General features: G+C 60.1%; 22 protein-coding genes. 13 read left to right on the top strand and 9 right to left on the bottom strand.

Annotated elements, in window-relative coordinates:
• Positions 1–10 precede the first annotated feature (10 nt).
• From ychF to WDO70_07545, 6 genes are all read right to left on the bottom strand, one after another.
• A complete protein-coding gene (gene ychF / locus WDO70_07570) occupies positions 11–1,111 on the bottom strand; it encodes a redox-regulated ATPase YchF (protein ID MEJ0063049.1) in 1,101 nt (366 codons plus the stop codon).
• Between the two features lies 1 nt (position 1,112).
• Complete coding sequence (gene pth, locus WDO70_07565) at positions 1,113–1,697, bottom strand: aminoacyl-tRNA hydrolase (GenBank protein MEJ0063048.1); 585 nt, start codon at positions 1,695–1,697, stop codon at positions 1,113–1,115.
• Positions 1,694–2,752, bottom strand: coding sequence for a TerC family protein (locus tag WDO70_07560; protein ID MEJ0063047.1), 1,059 nt, complete (start codon positions 2,750–2,752; stop codon positions 1,694–1,696). Before WDO70_07560 ends, pth begins: the two co-directional genes overlap by 4 nt.
• Before the next feature lie 109 nt (positions 2,753–2,861).
• Complete coding sequence (locus WDO70_07555) at positions 2,862–3,602, bottom strand: 50S ribosomal protein L25/general stress protein Ctc (GenBank protein ID MEJ0063046.1); 741 nt, start codon at positions 3,600–3,602, stop codon at positions 2,862–2,864.
• A 102-nt stretch (positions 3,603–3,704) separates the two neighbouring features.
• Positions 3,705–4,652: a ribose-phosphate pyrophosphokinase gene (locus tag WDO70_07550; protein ID MEJ0063045.1), complete on the bottom strand. Its 948-nt coding sequence runs from the start codon at positions 4,650–4,652 to the stop codon at positions 3,705–3,707.
• Positions 4,653–4,854: 202 nt separating this feature from the next.
• Positions 4,855–5,733: a hypothetical protein gene (locus WDO70_07545; GenBank protein MEJ0063044.1), complete on the bottom strand. Its 879-nt coding sequence runs from the start codon at positions 5,731–5,733 to the stop codon at positions 4,855–4,857.
• A 188-nt stretch (positions 5,734–5,921) separates the two neighbouring features.
• Here WDO70_07545 and rpsT point away from each other — a divergent pair, with 188 nt between their 5' ends.
• The 3 genes from rpsT (at position 5,922) to WDO70_07530 (ending at position 8,567) form a co-directional block, all read left to right on the top strand.
• Positions 5,922–6,188 (top strand): 30S ribosomal protein S20, encoded by a 267-nt coding sequence (gene rpsT, locus WDO70_07540; GenBank protein MEJ0063043.1) that lies wholly within the window; start codon positions 5,922–5,924, stop codon positions 6,186–6,188.
• Positions 6,189–6,530: 342 nt separating this feature from the next.
• A complete protein-coding gene (dnaA, locus tag WDO70_07535) occupies positions 6,531–8,024 on the top strand; it encodes a chromosomal replication initiator protein DnaA (GenBank protein ID MEJ0063042.1) in 1,494 nt (497 codons plus the stop codon).
• A gap of 48 nt (positions 8,025–8,072) precedes the next feature.
• A complete protein-coding gene (locus WDO70_07530; GenBank protein MEJ0063041.1) occupies positions 8,073–8,567 on the top strand; it encodes a methylated-DNA--[protein]-cysteine S-methyltransferase in 495 nt (164 codons plus the stop codon).
• On the opposite strand, the gene WDO70_07525 is transcribed toward WDO70_07530, so the two are convergent.
• Both WDO70_07525 and WDO70_07520 read right to left on the bottom strand, forming a co-directional pair.
• Complete coding sequence (locus WDO70_07525; protein MEJ0063040.1) at positions 8,564–8,884, bottom strand: nucleotidyltransferase domain-containing protein; 321 nt, start codon at positions 8,882–8,884, stop codon at positions 8,564–8,566. The two genes, WDO70_07530 and WDO70_07525, sit on opposite strands and share 4 nt — an antisense overlap.
• Positions 8,881–9,309 (bottom strand): nucleotidyltransferase substrate binding protein, encoded by a 429-nt coding sequence (locus WDO70_07520; GenBank protein ID MEJ0063039.1) that lies wholly within the window; start codon positions 9,307–9,309, stop codon positions 8,881–8,883. Before WDO70_07520 ends, WDO70_07525 begins: the two co-directional genes overlap by 4 nt.
• A gap of 111 nt (positions 9,310–9,420) precedes the next feature.
• Here WDO70_07520 and dnaN point away from each other — a divergent pair, with 111 nt between their 5' ends.
• From dnaN to recF, 3 genes are read left to right on the top strand one after another with little or no spacing between them, the layout of a single operon-like run.
• On the top strand, positions 9,421–10,536 hold the full coding sequence (gene dnaN, locus WDO70_07515) for a DNA polymerase III subunit beta (protein MEJ0063038.1): 1,116 nt from the start codon (positions 9,421–9,423) through the stop codon (positions 10,534–10,536).
• Between the two features lie 23 nt (positions 10,537–10,559).
• Positions 10,560–11,447, top strand: coding sequence for a transporter substrate-binding domain-containing protein (locus tag WDO70_07510; GenBank protein ID MEJ0063037.1), 888 nt, complete (start codon positions 10,560–10,562; stop codon positions 11,445–11,447).
• Complete coding sequence (recF, locus tag WDO70_07505; GenBank protein ID MEJ0063036.1) at positions 11,444–12,580, top strand: DNA replication/repair protein RecF; 1,137 nt, start codon at positions 11,444–11,446, stop codon at positions 12,578–12,580. The genes WDO70_07510 and recF overlap by 4 nt, the downstream gene beginning before the upstream one ends.
• Here recF and WDO70_07500 read toward each other — a convergent pair.
• The gene (locus WDO70_07500) at positions 12,577–13,749 is read right to left on the bottom strand and encodes a hypothetical protein (protein ID MEJ0063035.1); all 1,173 of its coding nucleotides are present in this window, start codon (positions 13,747–13,749) and stop codon (positions 12,577–12,579) included. The genes recF and WDO70_07500 overlap by 4 nt on opposite strands.
• A 122-nt stretch (positions 13,750–13,871) precedes the next feature.
• On the opposite strand from WDO70_07500, the gene WDO70_07495 reads away from it, so the two are divergent.
• The 7 genes from WDO70_07495 (at position 13,872) to miaB (ending at position 19,247) form a co-directional block, all read left to right on the top strand.
• Positions 13,872–14,432 carry a NifU family protein gene (locus WDO70_07495; GenBank protein MEJ0063034.1) on the top strand — a complete coding sequence of 187 codons (561 nt, stop codon included), beginning with the start codon at positions 13,872–13,874 and terminating at the stop codon, positions 14,430–14,432.
• Between the two features lie 3 nt (positions 14,433–14,435).
• Positions 14,436–15,086: a tRNA (adenosine(37)-N6)-threonylcarbamoyltransferase complex dimerization subunit type 1 TsaB gene (gene tsaB, locus WDO70_07490; GenBank protein ID MEJ0063033.1), complete on the top strand. Its 651-nt coding sequence runs from the start codon at positions 14,436–14,438 to the stop codon at positions 15,084–15,086.
• A complete protein-coding gene (rimI, locus tag WDO70_07485; GenBank protein ID MEJ0063032.1) occupies positions 15,083–15,538 on the top strand; it encodes a ribosomal protein S18-alanine N-acetyltransferase in 456 nt (151 codons plus the stop codon). Before tsaB ends, rimI begins: the two co-directional genes overlap by 4 nt.
• Before the next feature lie 92 nt (positions 15,539–15,630).
• Positions 15,631–16,062 (top strand): MucR family transcriptional regulator, encoded by a 432-nt coding sequence (locus WDO70_07480; protein MEJ0063031.1) that lies wholly within the window; start codon positions 15,631–15,633, stop codon positions 16,060–16,062.
• A gap of 118 nt (positions 16,063–16,180) precedes the next feature.
• Entirely contained in the window at positions 16,181–17,023 is an 843-nt protein-coding gene (locus WDO70_07475) for a GNAT family N-acyltransferase (GenBank protein MEJ0063030.1), read from the top strand.
• A gap of 5 nt (positions 17,024–17,028) precedes the next feature.
• Positions 17,029–17,922: a lysophospholipid acyltransferase family protein gene (locus WDO70_07470; GenBank protein ID MEJ0063029.1), complete on the top strand. Its 894-nt coding sequence runs from the start codon at positions 17,029–17,031 to the stop codon at positions 17,920–17,922.
• On the top strand, positions 17,919–19,247 hold the full coding sequence (gene miaB / locus WDO70_07465) for a tRNA (N6-isopentenyl adenosine(37)-C2)-methylthiotransferase MiaB (GenBank protein ID MEJ0063028.1): 1,329 nt from the start codon (positions 17,919–17,921) through the stop codon (positions 19,245–19,247). The genes WDO70_07470 and miaB overlap by 4 nt, the downstream gene beginning before the upstream one ends.
• The last annotated feature ends 2 nt before the right edge of the window (positions 19,248–19,249 follow it).

Genomic DNA, 19,249 nt, shown 5'->3' with positions numbered 1-19,249 from the left:
GACGCCTCGCTTAGACGTTGAACCTGAAATGAAAAACATCGCCGTCATGGACGATGTAGTCCTTGCCTTCCTGGCGCATTTTGCCCGCGTCTTTCGCGCCTTGCTCGCCCTTGCAGGCGATGAAGCTGTCGTAATCGATGGTCTCGGCGCGGATGAAGCCGCGCTGGAAATCGGTATGGATGACGCCCGCCGCTTCGGGCGCGGTCGCGCCGCGCCGCACGGTCCAGGCGCGCGCTTCCTTGGGGCCGACGGTGAAGAAGGTAATCAGGTCGAGCAGGTGATAGCCCGCGCGGATCACGCGGTTCAGCCCTGGCTCGGTCAGCCCCAGACTATCGAGAAATTCCTTTTGCTCTTCCGGCGGCAGAATGGCGACTTCGGCCTCGATCGCCGCCGTGACGATGACGGATTCCGTGCCTTCCGTTTTGGCTTTCGCCGCGACCTTGGCGGAAAGCGCGTTGCCTTTTTCCGCGGAGCCTTCTTCCACATTGGCGACATAGAGGACGGGCTTTCCCGTCATCAATTGCAGCATCCTGAAATGCGGCAGCGTTTCGGCGGGGAGCGATTTGATGACGCTGCGCGCCGGGTTGCCTGCCTGCAGCGCGGCGAGCGCGGGTTCCATCGCCGCGACTTGCGCCTTGGCTTCGGCGTCGCCGCCCTTGGCCTTCTTTTGCGCGGCGGTGAGGCGCTTTTCCAGGCTTTCGAGATCGGCGAGCATCAATTCCGTTTCCACGATTTCCGCGTCGCGGAGGGGGTCGACCGAGCCTTCGACATGGGTCACTTCGCCTTCGAAGCAGCGCAGCACGTGAATGACGGCGTCGGTCTCGCGGATATTGGCGAGGAACTGGTTGCCGAGGCCTTCGCCCTTGCTCGCGCCGCGCACCAGCCCGGCGATATCGACGAACTCAAGCTGCGTCGGGATGATTTTCTGCGATCCGGCGATGGCCGCCAGTTTTTCCAGCCGGTCGTCCGGCACCGCGACGCGTCCGACATTCGGCTCGATGGTGCAGAACGGATAATTCGCCGCCTGCGCCGCCGCCGTGGCGGTCAGCGCGTTGAACAGAGTGGATTTGCCGACATTCGGCAGCCCGACGATCCCGCAATTGAAACCCATTTTACGACTCTTTCTGTGGCTTAAGCGCCAAATTCGCGCGGTTCATATAGCGGCCATGATCGCCCGCGAGCAGAAGCGCCGCTTCTTTTGCCAGCACATCGAGCAGCGGGTCAAGCCATGCGCGGTCGGCTTTGGAAAAATTGCCGAGCACATAACCATGAACCGCGTCCTTGCCCTCGGCGGGGCGGCCCACGCCCATGCGCACCCGCCAGTAATCCGCGCCGATGGCGGCGTCGATGGATTTAAGCCCGTTATGGCCCGCCGCGCCGCCGCCCTGCTTGATCCTGATCTTGCCGGGGAGCAATTCGATTTCGTCATGGAAGACCAGAATGTCCTGCGGCGCGATTTTGTAGAACGAGGCGGCCTCGATCACGGCGCGGCCGGAGACGTTCATGAAGGTCATCGGCTTCAGCAGCAGGATTTTTTCGCCGTCGACGGAGGCTTCGGCGAACAGGCCATGAAATTTTTTTTTCCATGCGCCGCCGCGCCAGAATTCATGCAGCCGGTCGATGGCCATGAAGCCGATATTGTGGCGATTTTTCTCATATTCCGCGCCGGGATTGCCGAGGCCGACGACGAGCTTCATAAAGAGGCTGCTTTTTCGGCGGCGCGGGTTTTCAGCAGCGAATAGCCGATGCCGCCCGCGAGCAGGCCGACCGTCGCGGCCAGGCTGACCCAGTTGGGGAGATGGAGTCCGCCAAGCTCGGCGACAAGGATTTTCGCGCCGATCAGCACGAGAATGAGCGCCAAGGCGTATTTCATATAATGGAAACGATGCACCATCGCCGCCAGCGTGAAATAGAGCGAGCGCAATCCCAGGATAGCGAAAATATTGCTGGTGTAGACCAGGTAGGAATCCGGCGTGATGGCGAAAATCGCGGGCACGCTATCGACCGCGAACACGACATCGGCCAATTCGACCATGACGAGCGCCAGGAACAGCGGAGTCATATAGGATAGCATCCGGCCTGTCTTCGGGTCGGTCTGGCGGATGAAAAAACTTTCGCCATGCAAATCGTGGGTAACCGGAAAATGGCCGCGGATATATCTCAGCACCGGGTTATTGGCGATGTCGGGATTATGATCTTCGCTCGCGCGCATCATCTTGACCCCGGCATAAACCAGGAAAACGCCGAACACGCTCATGACCCAGCTAAACTGCGAAATCAGCGCCGCGCCGACGCCGATCAGGGCCGCCCGGAAAAGAATGACGCCGATGATGCCCCAGAACAGCACGCGGTGCTGATGCTGGCGCGGGATGTGGAAATAACCGAAGATCAAGGAGATGACGAAAACATTATCCATCGACAGGCTAAGCTCGACCAGATAGCCGGTCACATAAAGCTGCGCCGCCATCATGGCCCGCTTATGATCGGAAAGTCCGGCGAATTGCCCGTCTATGCTCTCGGCGGACATGGGCTGGCTGTAAATCCAGTAAATCACCGCCGCGAAAGCCAGTCCGAGCGCCGTATAGAAGGCGCACATGACGATGCTTTCCCGCACATCGATGACTTTGCCCGGTTTGTGCATGATGCCGAGATCGAGGATCATCAGCGCCGCGACGATGACGAGAAAGCCGACCCATACCCAGGCCGGCCTGCCCATCCATGCGCTGAAAAAGAACTCGGGAAGAAATTCCATGAAGACTCCCGCGATTGAAGCGGTGGAGTTAGAAGGACCACCATAAAACCCTCCCCCGGCAGGGTTTTAACCTGCGAGGGAGGGACTCTGGACCGCTCTGCGGCAAAAACTACTTCTTCCCGCCCTTGGCATCCGCGGCGGGCGCTGCCTTGGCGCCTGGTGCCGCCTTGGCGCCCGCTGCCGGAGCTGCGGCCGCGCCTGCGGCCGGTGCAGCCGCGTCGGCTGCCGGAGCTCCCGCGGTCGCAGCCGCTGCTGCCGCGGCGTCGGCGGCTTCAGTCTTGACGGCGGTCGGCGGCGCGATGGTGGCGATGGTGAAGTCGGGATCGGCAATCGTCGTTTTCACGCCGGCCGGCAACTTGATGGCGCCGATATGGATGCTCGCGCCGATTTCGAGGCCGGTCAGATCGATATCGATCGATTCCGGGATATTGTCCGGCTGAACGATAAGCTCGAGCTCGTGGCTGACGATGTTCAGCATGCCGCCGCGCTTGATGCCGGGGGCCTTGTCGTGGTTCTGGAAATGCACCGGCACGGCTACGCGCACGCGGGTATTGCCGGACACGCGCAGGAAATCGACATGCAGCGGACGGTCGGTGACGGGATCGAACTGCACGTCGCGGGGCAGCACGCGATGCTTCTTGCCCTGGACGTCGATCTCGTAAAGATGGGCGAGAAAGCCCGCTTTGTTGACTTCGCGGAGCAGAAGATTGTGCTGGATGGCGATCATGACCGGCGGCTGCTTGTCGCCGTAAATCACGGCGGGAACTTGTCCCTGCCTTCTGACGGCGCGGGCCTCGCCCTTGCCGCCGCGTTCGCGTAATTCCGCCGTTAAAGTCCCTAGCTGTGCCATCGTATGCTCCCTTGCATGTGTTTGACCGGCGCATGATGCGTCGGCCGTTAAGATCGCCGGCCTCCAGGGTGCCGGTAATCAGAAATCAATAATCAGAACGCCTCAACTAAACAAGCTCGATACCGACCGCTCTTGCGAGATGCGAATGATGGCTTCCGCCAGCAATGGCCCGATCGAAATCTGCTTGACGCGCTTGGCGTTCGTCACTTCAGGCGTCGCCGCGATCGAATCCGTCGTCACCAGCGTGGTGAGCGGCGATGCGTCGACCCGTTCCACCGCGCCGCCGGACAATACGCCATGCGTGACATAGGCTGCAACTGTTTTCGCGCCTGCCTCCATGAGGGCCACGGCGGCGTTGCAGAGGGTTCCGGCGCTGTCCACGATGTCGTCGACCATGATGCAGTCGCGTCCCTCGACATCGCCGATGATATTCATGACCTCGGATTCACCTGCTTTTTCGCGGCGCTTGTCGATGATCGCCAGGTCGGCGTTAAGCCTTTTCGCCATCGATCGCGCCCGCACCACGCCGCCGACATCGGGAGAAATTATGGTTAATCCTTCCGGCAGGCGGCCATGCACCGCCATCGTATCCTTGATGTGCTGGGCGAAAACCGGGGCGACGAACAGGTTGTCGACCGGAATATCGAAGAAGCCTTGAATCTGTCCGGCATGAAGATCGAGCGTCAGCACCCGGTCGGTTCCGGCGGTGGTCAGCAAATTCGCCACCAGCTTCGCGGTAATCGGCGTGCGCGGGCCCGTCTTGCGGTCCTGCCGCGCATAGCCGTAATAGGGTACAACCGCGGTGATCCGCCGCGCCGAGCTGCGCCGCAGCGCGTCGACGGTGATCAGCAATTCCATCAGATTGTCATTGGCCGGATAGGAGGTCGGCTGAATGATAAAAACATCTTCGCCGCGGATATTTTCCAGGATTTCGACGAAGACTTCGAGATCGGCGAAGCGCTTCGCGGTCGATTGGCACAGCGGAACGCCCAGTTGTTTGGCGATAGCTTGCGCCAGAGGGGGATTGCTGTTGCCGGAAATGAGTTTCATGGCGCGCCCGGAAAGTAAAATGTTTTGCGAGTATGGCCGATGCTTGCCGACAGCCATCCCAATGACAGCCGCGCACCGGGGATTTTTGTAAGCGCGAGAAAACGAGCGGAAGCTACCAGCGTATGGCAGGACTGTAAACAGATTCAATATGGGAGCGACTATATTCCTGCCTAACGCGCAGGGCGAGACGTTACGGCTGCATCTATGATGTTTGATCCGGCGTCAATTTATTGGGGATATGGCCGTAGCCGGGCAGATTTTCCCATTTGTTGGCGGGCTTCGGAGCGGGTTTGCTTAAGGCCCATGCCGGACCGCTTCTCATGGCGTCGTTGGCATGCTTCGGATCGCCTGGGGTTTTCGCCCATTGCAGCGAGCGGTTTTTGTCATCCTTGGGCGCGATGGTTCCCTTGGGGCCCCTGACGATATTTTCGGGTCGGCTGTCATGGTTTTGCTCGGCCTTGAGCCTATGAGCGGGAAAGCTGGGCGTCGGAACTTCGATCTTGAGGCTTGCCGTCAATTGCTTCGTTTGCGCTTCCAGTTCTTTTTTGTTGATGGCCGCCGCGGCGTCTTTCGGATTTTTTCCCGCCAGCTTCAGGCCGGGATGCGCCGCGATTTGAGCCTGCAGGGCGCGGGCCTGCATCTGGCCTCGCTCGGCGGGGGTTTTGGGGCCGAGTTCCGAAAGGCTCTGGATGCCGAATTTTTCAGCCGCGCGCTTGTCATAGATATTCGCCAGTCTCTGAAGCCGGCTGTCTTTGGGATCGAGCGCGGCCGCGCTATGGGCTGCTTGCCGGGAGCGCGCCAAAGCCCCGTTGCCGGAATTGACCAGCATGCCCTCGGCGGTTTTGTCCAGGTCTTTGCCCAATTTCGGCGCCGGCATGTCATTGGCGGGTTTTTCGGCAAGCGCCTTGTCGTTCGGCGCTGTCCGCAATTCAAGCTCTACCGGCTTGTCGGGCCTGCCATCGGCATCGAGCTTGCATGTGAATTCCGGTATTTGTATGAGGGGATTCAACGTCCGGCCGCTGGCTGCTTCGAGCGAAGTCTTAAGCTCGTCCGTGGAGATTGTTGCGTCTAACTGGGACATGAAATCCTTGCCTTTCACAGGTCGTTCCGGTCGGCGAATTCTACGTCTTATTCCATGACCGGTCAAAGCAATCTCCGGTCTTATTTAGTTTCATGCCCGCCAACGCGTAACAAAACGATACGCTTTATGGCTTGACGCCATAAGGAGGGCGGCGTATGACTCCGCGCTTTCCGGAATACGAGGTTTTTATGGCCGATCATCCATCAGCTCTCAAGCGCGCGCGTCAGGCGTTGCGCCGTAATGAACGTAACCGCGCCCGCTTGTCCGCGACGCGTTCCGCCGTCAAAAAGGTGGAAGCCGCTCTCGACGCCAAGGACGCGGCTGCCGCCGAAGCGGCGTTGAAGCTTGCCGAACCGGCGCTGGCGCGCACCGCGCGCAAGGGCGTCATGAAGCGCAAGACCGCTTCGCGCAAAGTTTCACGCCTGGCAAAGCGGATCAAAACCCTCAAAAAATGATCATGCCGTTTGTCGTTTTTCAAACCGGCGAATGATCTTTGCGTTTTTTGCTGTCAAGCGAATCTTGTTGTTGCATTCAGCGTTGCTTTCGTTCTAGGTTCTGAATTCCAAATAATGAGTGAAACTACAACAATCATTCTAAGGCGGTTGAAATGCTTATTAGTGATGGCAAAGTAAAAGAAACCTTATTTTATTGTGGTAGTACAAGACCCTATCCTCAATACCCTCACCCTAGTTCTTAAAAGATGTCGGAAACTACTTGTAGCCTTAGAGATTATTCTCTGGGCTGAGGTTTTTTATTGTGTTGCGTGATCTTGTAACTGGGAATTCTTGAGGATGGCAATGGCGGCAAGACAAACAATAGAAGGCAATATGATGCCGCCCGCGACACAAGATCAGTTCGGTTCAGCCGCTTACGCCGCCATATGGCAGAAAGTCGCGCAACTGATGCGCGAGCGCCTTGGCGAAACCACTTTTAACCGCTGGCTCGCGCCGCTGGCCGTCGTTTTCTCGCCTGTTCCATCCATAGGCGTCAGGCTCAACGTGCCGACGCGCTTCATGCGCGACTGGATCGAGCAGCACTATGCCGATCAGATCAGGGCGCTGTGGCAGCAGTCCGGCGGCCAGGGATCGGTTGAATGCATGATCGTCGGCGCGCTTCAGGCCGATGCCGGCCGCGCCAATGCCTCGGAGACCCGCCCGGAAAGCCGTCCTGCCGTTTCAAGTTCAGCCGCAAATCCGGCGGCGATATCGACGTCCGCTGCCGCCGCGCCGCCGACGGCGCCGATTTCCTTCACGGATAGCTTCACGGCGGCGCTCGATCCGCGCTTTACCTTCGAGAATTTCATCGTCGGCAAGACCAATGAACTAGCCTTCGCGGCGGCGCGCCGCGTCGCGGAGCAATCGACGCCGGGATTCAATCCGCTGTTCCTGTATGGCGGCGTCGGCCTCGGCAAGACCCATCTGATGCATGCGATCGCGTGGCATATCCGCAAGAACTTCGCCAACCGCCGCGTCATCTATATGTCGGCGGAAAAATTCATGTATCAGTTCGTCCGCGCGCTGCGGTTCAAGGATACCGTCGCTTTCAAGGAGCAGTTCCGCTCGGTCGACGTGCTGATGATCGACGACGTGCAGTTCATCAGCGGCCGCGAGCATACGCAGGAAGAATTTTTCCATACCTTCAACGCGCTGGTCGATCAAAACCGCCAGGTCATCGTTTCCGCCGACAAGTCGCCGCAGGATTTGGACAAGATCGAGGAACGGCTTCGCTCGCGTTTGGGATGGGGACTCGTCGCCGACATTCATCCCACGACCTATGAATTGCGCCTCGGCATTCTGCACAGCAAGGCCGAAGCGCTCGCCTGCGCCGTGCCGCCGAAGGTGACGGAATTCCTCGCCCACAAGATCACCAGCAATGTCCGCGAACTGGAAGGCGCGCTCAACCGCATCGCCGCCCATGCGCAGCTTGTCGGGCGCGAGATCTCTCTGGAAATGACGCAGGAGGTGCTGGCCGATCTGCTGCGCGCCACCGATCGCCGCATCACCATCGATGAAATCCAGAAGCGGGTCGCCGAGCATTACAATATCAAGCTCGCCGACATGCATTCCGCGCGCCGCTCCCGCGTCGTGGCGCGGCCCCGGCAGGTCGCGATGTATCTCGCCAAGCAGCTTACGCCGCGCAGCCTGCCGGAAATCGGGCGCAAATTCGGCGGGCGCGATCACACCACCGTCATCCACGCCGTGCGCAAGGTCGAAGAGCTGACCGGCCAGGATCAGAGCTTCTGCGAAGATGTGGCGCTGCTGCGGCGGATGCTGCAAGGCCATCAGGCTTAGAATCCCGATTGATTGCTCCGCGTTGCGGAATTCGGTATAATCGCTGTCATGAAAACATCGAAAACCTATCGCGCCACCGCGCCGTCGCCATTCGGGCCTATCACGCTCTTCAGCGACGGCGAAAATTTGATCGCGCTTGAATTGCCGAATAGCAGGCGTCCGCGCGGCGCGAAGGGTTGCACCAAAAACGAAGCTCTTCCGGTTTTTTCAGTCGTGCGCAAGCAGTTAGCGAATTATTTTGCAGGAAAGCTTAAGGAATTCGATCTGCCCCTCAAGCCGGAAGGCACGGAATTTCAGCAGCGCGTCTGGCGCGTCATGCGCCGCATTCCCTACGGTAAGACCCAAAGCTATAGCGAGCTTGCGGCGCGCGGCAAGAATCCCAAGGCGGTGCGGGCGGTGGCGATGGCGAACGCCCGCAATCCGCTGGCGATCATCGTGCCCTGCCACCGTGTGATCGGCAAAAACGGCGCTTTGACGGGCTATTCCGGTGGCGGCATCGGGCGCAAAGCGGCGCTGCTGCGGCTGGAAGGCGTCGAGGTTTAAGCCGTCCGCCGCGCGTAAATTTCTTTGCCTACCAGATCGATATGCTCCTTGAGCGCGGGATGGGCGATGGCCTCATATCGCTGCACGTCGAAAAGATAAGGCAGCCGCAATTCTTCAAGTTCCCCGGCTAGCCGTGCCAGTGTGCCGTTTACCAGATCGCCCCAGACGGCAACATCGATGTCCGAGTTGGGGCGGTAATTTCCCTTGGCGCGAGAACCGAAGATAACAGCCCGCGCGATTTCCGGATGGCGGCTCAAAACGCCGGAAATCAGAGCGCGTTCATGCTCCGTCAGGCCGAAGGGCAGATCTGTCATCATTCCGCCGTTTTTTCGAGAAGCAGCGCGTGAAATTCGCAAATAGGAGCCAGGTATTGTTCCTTGATGGCGTGAAGAGCGTCAGTGAAGGTATGTTCATCATAGGTATGGGACAGAAGATTCCGGTCTTCCAGCATGTCAATCCAGGTTTGGCCGTTGACGATGATATTGGCCGCGAAGGCCTGCTTGATGACGGGGCGGGGAGCCGCGTATTCGGTTGGGATCCCAGCATATTCCAGATAATCCTTCATGGTCTTCCAAGCCAGTTCAAACGCCATATCAAATCGCTTAATCAATCCGTGCTTTTCCAGCATGGTGAACTGATCGATTTCCCTTCCGGCCAGCGGCTCTTGCAAAAGCTTTAGGGCTTTGCTGAAATTCTCGAATCTCTGTTGCCAGCGGGTTTGGGTGGGATAGGGGTCGGTCATGGGGTCAGCAAAAGCCTGTGGATAACTTTCTGAAAGATAGCAGGGGAGACGAATCTTTGCTATGGCATAATGAAGCAATATTAATAGTCCCGCTCATAACCACGGCCCGCCATGAAACTCACCATCGAACGATCCGCCCTGTTGAAGAGCCTTGGCCATGCGCAAAGCGTGGTTGAGCGGCGCAACACCATCCCGATTTTAGCGAATGTCCTGATCCGCGCCGAAAGCCAGGCGGTGAGTTTCGCCGCGACCGACATGGATCTGGAATTCATCGAAAGCGCCTCGGCGGAAATCGGACGCGGCGGCACCGTCACGGCTCCGGCGCACACGCTTTACGAAATCGTGCGCAAATTGCCCGAAGGCGCGCAGGTCGAACTGAACGCGGCGAACAGCAATCAGTTGACGCTGGCCGCGGGGCGCTCGCATTTCAAGCTCGGCTGTTTGCCGGTCGAAGATTTTCCGCAAATGTCGGAAGGCGAGCTGAAGCACAAATTTACCTTCAGCGCGCAAGATTTGCGCACCATCATCGACCGCACGCGCTTCGCCATTTCGACCGAAGAGACGCGCTATTACCTGAACGGCATCTATCTGCATGCGACGCGCGCGAACAATATCGACGTGCTGCGCGCCGTGGCGACCGACGGCCATCGTCTGGCGCGGATCGAGATTCCCGCGCCGCAGGGCGCGAAGAATATTCCCGGCGTCATCATTCCGCGCAAGACGATCCAGGAAATCCGCAAGCTGCTCGACGAAGTTTCGGGCGCGGTGGAGATCGGCATTTCGGAAACGAAAATCCGCTTCGCCTTCGGCTCGGTGGTGCTGACCTCGAAGCTGATCGACGGCACGTTCCCGGATTATGAAAAAGTCATCCCCAGCGGCAACGACAAGATGCTGGATGTCGAGGCGCGCGCTTTCGCCTCCGCGGTCGACCGCGTCGCCACCATCGCCAGCGAAAAGACCCGCGCGGTGAAACTGTCGCTCTCGCCCGGCCATATGACGATCACCGCCAGCAGCCCCGAAGCGGGCAGCGCCAGCGAAGAATTGGAAGCCAAATATGACGGCCCGCTGATCGATATCGGCTTCAACGCGCGCTATCTGCTCGACATCACGCAGCAGATCGAGGGCGACGGACTGCGCCTGATGCTCGCCGACGCCGCCGCGCCGGTCATCGCGCAGGACACGACCGACGCCAGCGCGCTGTATGTCATCATGCCGATGAGGGTGTGAGGGCGGATGACGGAAGAAATGATATGAAACAATTTCTCACGATCATTTTGTCCGTCGCGCTCAGTCTTGCTGCCGTATATTTTCTTGAGCGCCCTGCCGCTGTCACGCCTGCTGCCGCGCCGACCAAAGAATCCGCCTATGACCGCGTGATGCGGACCAAGACTCTGCGTTGCGGTTATGCGCTATGGCCACCCTACATGCTCACCAAGGACGTGAACACCGGGAAAGTCGGCGGCATCTTCGCTGAGATCGCGGAGAAAGTGGCTGACGGCTTGCACCTGAAGCTGGAGTGGGCGGAGGAGGTGGGCTGGAGCAGCTATATCGAAAGCCTCCGTACTGGTAGGTTCGACGTCATGTGCGCGCCGCTCTGGGTCAGCGCTGAAAAAGCGGAATTTCTGAATTACACTCTCCCGCTGACATACAGCGCTTTGCATTTTTATGTGCGCGCAGGAGATACCCGTTTTGATGACAACCTTCAGAAATTGAACGCGCCGGAGTACAAGCTGGCCACGATGGATGGAGAAGTTTCGCAGATGACGGCAAAGCGGTTCTTTCCGAAAGCCGCCGAGCTTTCTATACCCGAATTGGCCGACATCACCCAGCTTTTCATGAACGTGGCCACCGGCAAGGCCGATGGCGTTTTCAACGAGCCGGGTCTGGCGAAAGATTATGCCTCCAAGAATCCGGGTACGCTGCGCCAGGTGACGAAGGAGCCGTTTCAGGTTTTCCCCAATTCCATGGGCATGGCGATAGGCGAGAATAATCTCACCCGCACGATCGATAGCGCTTTGACGGAGTTGATGAATTCCGGCGAGATCGATCGCATCATTGCCAAATATGATCCTGATCGCAGCATTTTCATGCCGGTAGCGAAACCTTATACTTACGTTCCTCCACCCGCGCTGCCGTGACGGAGAGCAGCGCCTATCATCTTTGCCGTTTGGTGCTGACGGCGTTCCGGAGTTACCCCGCGCTGAAGATGGAGTGCGCGCCGGAGCCGGTGGTTCTGGCCGGGCCTAATGGCGGCGGCAAGACCAATATTCTCGAAGCGATCAGCCTGCTCGCGCCGGGGCGCGGTTTGCGCCGCGCCGCGCTGGCCGATTTGCAATGCCGCGCCGTGGATGAACCCTGGGCCGTCGTGGCGGAGATCAAAAGCCCGCTCGGCTTTACCACGCTTGCCACCGGCCTCGATCCCGAAGCGGCGGGATCGATCCCGCGCCGCCTGGTGCGCGCCGACGGCAAGCCCGCCAAGAGCCAGGCGGTGCTGAGCGAACAATTGAGCATGCTGTGGATCACGCCGGAACTCGACCGCATTCTGGCCGAGGGGCAAAGCGCGCGGCGGAAATTTCTCGACCGGCTGGTGTTCGGCTTCGATCCCGCTCATGCGGGCCGCGTCACCCGTTACGAGCGCGCGGTGCGCGAGCGGCTGCGCGTGCTGCATGACGGGCCGCAGGAACCCGCATGGCTGAACGCGCTGGAGGATGAGATCGCCAAGAGCGGCATCGCCATCGCCGCCGCGCGCCTGCAGATGACCGAGAATCTCAACCGGCAGATGGAGGATGTCACGGGCGCTTTTCCGGCGGCTGTCCTGCGGCTCGAGGGCATGGCGGAGCAGGAGCTGGAGCAAAATTCCGCGCTGGTCGCCGAGGAAGTCATGCGCGCCAGGCTGGCCGCCGCGCGCAGCGCCGACCGGCAGTCCGGCGTCAGCAGCATCGGCCCGCATCGCAGCGATCTGCGGGTCGTGCATCGCCCCAAGAATTTGCCGTCCGAATTATGCTCGACCGGCGAGCAAAAGGCGCTGCTGGTGACCGTCATGCTGTGCCATGCGCAACTGCTGCGGCATTGGCGCGGCATCGCGCCGCTTCTGCTGCTGGACGATATCGCGGCGCATCTGGATGAAATGCGGCGCGCGGCGCTTTACGACTGGCTGCTCGCGACCGGATGCCAGTTCTGGATCAGCGGCACCGACCGCGATTTGTTCGCGCCGCTGGACGGCAAGGCGCAGTTTTTCCACGTCCATGGCGGGGAAGTGCGCGCGGTTTAGGGCGTGGGCTTGGGATCGGGCCGCGACAAAGACCGGCCCGGAAGGCTTGGCCCGAAGGCTTCCGTCTCCAGCCATGCGCGGATCGACGCGAACTTGCCCGCCCGCTCATCTTTCGTTTGATCGAGCCGCGTCTGTTCTTTTTCAAGAATCTTGCGTATCGCCTGAACGCCGTCGGGAACGGTATCGCGGATGCCGAGTTTCGGATTCAACGTCGCGGCCAGCAGCGGCTCCTGATTGAGGCGAACCGCGAAGAGCCGCGCCCGGTCGGCGATCGGCAGCGTTTCGGGAAGCGCCAGGATGTAATCGATCCGCTTATTGACGAAATCGACCGGCGACGCGGGCCGCTCGCGATAGCCTTCGAGGGTTTGGGAGGTTTCCAGGTCGGCGAATGTCACGAGGGAATCTTGCCGGTATCCGGCGGGGATGTAGCCTTGCTTGATCAGGACATCGAGGCCGTAGCCCTTGATCCCCGTCCAGCCGAAAGCGACGGACTGGCCTTCCGCGACCGCCTTGCCGGTGACTTGCGTATTGGTGGCATTGGAAGCGGCGCGGAACGTATTATAGGGCGGCTCGCGCCATAGATTTCTGATCCCGATATATTTCGCGGGAGGCAGGCCCTGGAGCTTTTCAAGCCCGCGGCGTCCTTCGTCCAGTTTCTTGACGGCGCGCGCCAGCCGATAGGGGCCCAGATTTTCCAGCACGCCCTCATCGGGATCGGAGAGAATGGAGTGGGGCAGTTCCGCCGCCTGGATACGCCGCAGCAGCGTGCTTTTTTCGCCGCCCGGCGGGCCAAGTGTGTCGAGAAGCACCGGCAATCCCATCGTGTCGAGCAATACCGGCTGCGCGTCCGGTTTAAAGCCTTGGAGAGGGGCGAAAAGAATATGTTCGATGATCTGGGCTTCGGATTCCAAATAAGAGGGGAATTTGCCCGAAAAACGCTCTTGAGGAGTTTGGTAGGGAAGAACGACGTTCGCTTCTTCCGCCTGTTGCAGCCAGTTAGCCCAAATATCCCGCGATGGGGCGAGAATGTCCTGGTCACCATTGAGGAACAAAGGGAGGAAGCAGTTGCCGAGGGCGGCTACCGCGTCATGATCCGCGCGTGGATCGCCGCCGGGCAGCTTGTCGAAAGCCACTCTAAATATCTTTGCTGCAATTTCGGCGCGGTTCATATTTTGCTATCCTAATAGACGGGATTATAATGCCTAATGATGAAAGTAATCACGGCATTTATTCAACAAGCTTGACCTTTTCGCAGTATAGCCGGGATAATACCCCCGAAAGAGAGGCTGTTATGTTTATTCAAACCGAAGAGACCCCCAATCCCGCGACTTTGAAGTTTTTGCCGGGGCGGGAGGTCATGGGCGCGGCGGGCACGCGCGATTTCCGCGACGCGTCAGGCGCGGGCGTATCGCCGCTGGCCGAAAGCCTGTTCGCCGTCGGCGGCGTGGCAGGGGTGTTTCTGGGCCGCGATTTCGTCACCGTCACCAAGGGCGAGGGTCAGGACTGGCCCGCGCTGAAGCCCGTCGTTCTCGGCACGATCATGGATCATTTCACGTCGGGCAGGCCGGTGGTGAACGAAGGCAGCGCGGCGGTCGAAGCGCCCGGCGGCGCGGCGGACAGCGATATCGTCACGCAGATCAAGGAAATCCTGGATTATAAAATCCGCCCGGCGGTCGCGCAGGATGGCGGCGATATCGTGTTCGATAAATTCGAGGACGGCGTCGTCTATCTGCACATGCAAGGCGCATGCGCGGGCTGTCCCAGCTCGTCGGCGACGCTCAAGACCGGCATCGAGAACATGCTGCGGCATTATATCCCGGAAGTGACCGAAGTGCGGCAAGCCGCATCTTAAGCGATGCTCATTCTTTCCATAGACACTTCCGCCGCCGGATGCGGCGTTGCGCTGGTGCGTGATGGCAAAGTCGTGGCCGAGCGGCAGGAAATCATGCCGCGCGGCCAGGATGCGCGGCTCATTCCCCTGATCGAAGATGTTTTGCGCGAGGCGGGCGCGGATTTTTCCGCGCTTGAGCGGATCGCCGTCACGCGTGGCCCCGGCAGCTTCACCGGCATTCGCATTGGCCTGGCGGCGGCGCGGGGACTCGGGCTCGCGCTTGGCATCCCCGTCGTGGGCGTCGACCGTTTCAGCCTCTACCGCGACGCGATTGCGCCGGACGGAGATTTGCTGGTCGTCGTCGATTCCAAACGCCGCGAATTATTTTGCCGGTTTTTTCCGCAGGCTGGAGAAGCAGGCGAGCCGTTCCTGGCTACACCGGAGCAACTGGCTTCTTATGACCGGCAGGCAGTGGCCGTAACCGGCGATGGCGCGGCAGGGCTGGGGCTGGCCCGCCGTTTGACGCTTCAACAGAGTGAGGCCGTCCATGCCGCGCTGACGGCCGCGGAAGCCGACCCCGGCGATCCGGCCTGGCGCGCTTTGCCGCTTTATCTGCGGCCTCCGGACGTCAGTTGCGGCCCGGTTCCGCCCGCCGAGGAAGCGGCCATGCCATGATCGCCGCCGTGCCGGTGACGGTCGAGGATACCGTCGCGCTGTCTTCGATCCATCAGGCCGCTTTCGGCTCCCACGCCTGGAGCGAATCCATGCTGGGGGCCAGCATCGCCCATGAAAGCGCCTGGGGCTTGAAGCTTACATCCGATGGCCAGGCCATCGGTTTCGCCTTATGCCAGCAGATTGGAGACGAATGCGAGATCATGACCTTCGCCGTCGCCGGGCCATGGCAGAGGCGCGGCCATGGGGGCCATCTGCTCCAGGCGCTCTATGATGCCGCCAAAAGCCGGAACAGCCGCCGCATCGTCCTTGAGGTCGCCGCCGACAATACTGCCGCCCGGCGGCTTTATACAGGCTTCGGCTTTGAAAAGATGGGCATTCGTCCCGGCTATTATGAGCGGGAAGACGCCTCTATCGCTGCGGTCTTGATGGAATTCAAGATCAATCGCCCGTAATTACTTGCCTGCAAGAAAATACTTGCAAAATAACCCCAAAGATTTACTTTAGAGGCAAGTAAATTGATTCCATAAGCACTTGGATGAATGTCATGACCGAAACGTATCAGGATAAATTGCTGCACCTGACCAGCCAGATCGTCGCGGCCCATGTCGGCCATAACAATGTGAGCGCCGATAATTTGCCGCCTCTTATCAACGCGGTGTATCAGAGTCTGGCGCGGGTGGGGCAGACGATGCCTCCCGCCGAGAAGCAGAAGCCGGAACCGGCGGTATCGCCGCGCCGTTCGGTGTTTGCCGAATATATCATCTGCCTCGAGGACGGCAAAAAGCTGAAAATGCTCAAGCGGCATTTGAAGACGTCCTATGGCATGACGCCGGAGCAATACCGCGAGCGCTGGGGCTTGCCTCCGGATTATCCGATGGTCGCGCCCAGTTACGCCAAGCAGCGCAGCAAGCTTGCCAAGCAAATCGGGTTAGGGCGTACCCCGCGCCGGGCCAATGTTAAGGAAAAAGCTGCCTAATTGCGGGGTTAGCGGGCTTCTCAACCTGCAGAAGCGCTCATTTCCAATCCGCTTGGATGCCGCCAATAAAACATGCTATATCCGGCTCAGTTTTTGAGTTGGCGGAGATAGGTTTCCCATGACCCCTGATACTGGCAATGCGCCGAATGATCTGCGTCTTGGCTCGCTGGAAGTTCGCCTGGCGCGAAACCAGGCTGATGTTCATGCCGTGCAGGCTTTGCGCTACCGCGTCTTTTACGAAGAAATGAACGCCCAGGCCAGCCCGGAAATAGCGGCTGCCAAGCGCGATTTCGATCCCATGGACGATAATTGCGAGCATCTGCTGGTAGTCGACCATTCGCGCCCTGAGGACGATCAGGTCGTCGGCACCTATCGCCTGATCCGGCGCGAGGCCGCCAAGAAGAACGGCAAATTTTATTCGAGCGACGAATACGACATCACCTGCCTTATCGATTATCCGGGCGAAGTGCTGGAATTGGGGCGCTCCTGCGTGGCGACGGAACACCGTACCCGGCATACGCTGCAATTGATGTGGAGCGGGCTGGCCGCTTATGTGTTCCAGTACGACATCAAGCTGATGTTCGGCTGCGCGAGCTTGCCGGGAAGCGACCCGGCGGCGCACAAGGAGGCGCTGACCTATCTTTATTATCATCATCTCGCGCCGCCGGGGCTGCGGCCCAAGGCGCTGCCGGAGCGCTATGTGGATATGCGGCTCCTGCCGCCCGAGGCGGTGAACGCGGCGCAAGGCATGGATCAGGTGAAATTCGATCCCCGGCTCGGCGGCAACAATCTGCCGCCGCTGATTAAAGGATATTTGCGCGTCGGCGCTTATGTCGGCGATGGCGCGGTCGTCGATTACCAGTGGAACTCGACCGATGTCTGCATCATCGTCAAGACCGACCTGATGGCCGACCGCTATATGAAGCATTACGAGAAGCGCACGCGCGGCGTTCAGGTCTAGGTTCCATGGCAGCCTCGAGCCTGATGACCGGGTACGGAAAGCCCTACGGTTCCACGTTGCGCGGCGCGGTCAAGATGGCGCTGCTGGCGGGATGGTTCGGCCTGACTTTTTTATACCAGACTCCCCTGCTTTGGTTTAGCAACAGGTTTTATTTCCGCGGGGCGCGTTTTTTCCATGACACCGTTCGCAGAATTCTCGGCATCCGGGTGATCCAGCGCGGCGAGGTTTCGGATAAGGCGCCGACCTTGTTCGTCGCCAATCATACCTCCTATCTCGATATTCCGGTGCTCGGATCGATCGTCACCGGCTCGTTCATCGCCAAGGCCGAGATCGAAGGCTGGCCGGTATTAGGCGCGCTGTGCAAGCTGCAGAGGACGCTCTTCATCCAGCGCAGCGTCACCCAGGTCGCGGGCCAGCGCGACGTGATGCGCGCACGGCTGGAAGAAGGCCAGAATCTGATGCTGTTCGCCGAAGGCACATCGACCGACGGCTGTCATGTGCTGCCGTTCCGCAGCAGCCTGTTCGCCACGGTTCAGAAGCCGCTGCCGGACGGCAAGCCTATCTATATCCAGCCGGTGTCGATCACCGCCGTGGGCCTCGACGGCCTGCCGATGGGGCGCACGCTGCGTCCGCTTTACGCCTGGTACGGCAATATGACGATGGGAGGCCATGGCTGGCCGATGCTGAAGCTTGGGCGCATGGCCGTGATTGTCGAGTTCCATCCGACGGTCGCCAATACCGATTTCAAGGACCGCAAGCAATTGGCGGAGCATTGCACCCGGATGGTGCGCAGCGGCGTCGAGCGGGCGCTGGCCGGGCGTGAGATTTCTCTGGCGATAGAATCCGCGTCGCCAAAAAAGGCGCTCGCCGCGTCGCGGCCGGAGACAGTGCAGTCATGAAGCAGGTGCATGTCAAAAGCTGGGGCTGCCAGATGAATGTCTATGACAGCGCCCGGATGGTGGACGTGCTCGCGCCGCTCGGCTATGCCGCGACCGACAATGCATCCGCTGCCGATCTCGTGATCCTCAATACCTGCCACATTCGCGAGAAGGCGACCGAGAAGCTGTTCTCGGAACTCGGCCGGTTGCACGAAACGCAGCAGGACATGGCGCAGGCGGGCAAGCGCATGACGATCGCCGTCGCGGGCTGCGTGGCGCAAGCGGAAGGCGCAGAAATTCAGCGCCGCGCGCCTTATGTCTCGATGGTCTTCGGCCCGCAGACTTATCACCAGCTGCCGGAAATGATCGCCCGCGCCGAACGCAGCGCGGGTCATGTGCTGAACACGGATTTTCCCGTCGAGAGCAAATTCGATTTCCTGCCCGAGGCAAGGAATTCCGCTCCCGCGGCATTTCTTTCGGTGCAGGAAGGCTGCGACAAGTTTTGCAGCTTTTGCGTCGTGCCCTATACGCGCGGCGCGGAATATTCCCGCCCCGTCGAGAGCATCATCGCGGAGGCCGAGAGAATGGCCGCGAACGGCGCGGTCGAAATCACGCTGCTCGGCCAGAATGTCAACGCCTATCATGGCGCGGGGCCGGACGGCGCGGCATGGAGTCTGGCGCAGTTGTGCGCGCGGTTGGCCGAAATCCCCGGCGTCGCGCGGCTGCGCTATACCACCTCGCATCCCCTGGAAATGACCGACGATCTCATCGCCGCTCACCGCGATCTGCCCGCGCTGATGCCGTTCCTGCATCTGCCGGTGCAGAGCGGCTCGGATAATATCTTGGCCGCAATGAACCGCCGCCATACCGCCGATGATTATTTGCGCGTCATCGATAAATTGCGCGCCGCAGTGCCGCAGATCGGCCTGTCGTCGGATTTCATCGTCGGGTTTCCGGGCGAGACGGCGGCGGATTTCGCCGCGACGATGAAGTTGGTCCGGGACGTCGGCTATGCTCAGGCCTATTCGTTCAAATACAGCCGCCGTCCCGGCACGCCCGCGTCGGCGATGCCGAACCAGGTTCCGGAGGATGAGAAAGATCGCCGCCTCGCCGAATTGCAGGCGTTGCTGATGGCGCAGCAGAAATCCTTCAACGAGGCGACGGTCGGCCGCACAGTGCCGGTGTTGTTCGACCGCAAGGGCAGGCGGGCAGGGCAGTTGCTGGGACGCAGCCCGGCCATGCAGTCCGTGCATGCCGAAGCGCCGCCGAATCTTTTCGGGACGATCGCCGACGTCCGCATCGCATCCGTGGGCAATGTGAGCCTCGGCGGATTTCTGGCGGCATAGAG

It is taken from the genome of Alphaproteobacteria bacterium, assembly GCA_037200005.1.
Classification (GTDB): Bacteria; Pseudomonadota; Alphaproteobacteria; order UBA9219; family RFNS01; genus JBBCGY01.
Note: the sequence above shows the minus strand (reverse complement) of the source record. Positions and strands in the feature narration are given on the sequence as shown.